The organism is Achromobacter sp. Marseille-Q0513 (assembly GCF_018195695.1).
Classification (GTDB): domain Bacteria; phylum Pseudomonadota; class Gammaproteobacteria; order Burkholderiales; family Burkholderiaceae_B; genus Achromobacter.
The window spans coordinates 1-232 of the sequence record NZ_JAGTJY010000696.1; the positions used below are offsets into that span (position 1 = coordinate 1).

The following is a 232-nucleotide window of genomic DNA, read 5'->3' on the forward strand; positions in this document are numbered from 1 at the left end:
AGAACGGCGTGATCTTCACCGGCACCAGCCAGGTCAACGCGCGCAACCTGGTGGCCGCCGCCGCCACCATCACCGATCAGCAATTCCGCGACAAGGGCATCTACACCGATGCCAACGGCACGCAGCCCACGTTCAAGGACGCGCTGGGCAAGATCGAGTTGCGGCCGGGCGCGAGCATCGCCACGCACGAGCCGGGCAGCGCCACGCGCGGCGGCGGCTACGTGCTGCTGCT

General features: G+C 69.0%; 1 protein-coding gene. It reads left to right on the forward strand.

Features of this window, described 5'->3' with window-relative positions; translation table 11 throughout:
- Positions 1-232 (forward strand): hypothetical protein (locus KDH83_RS32350; protein ID WP_212323323.1); only part of this gene is annotated, 232 nt, incomplete at both ends.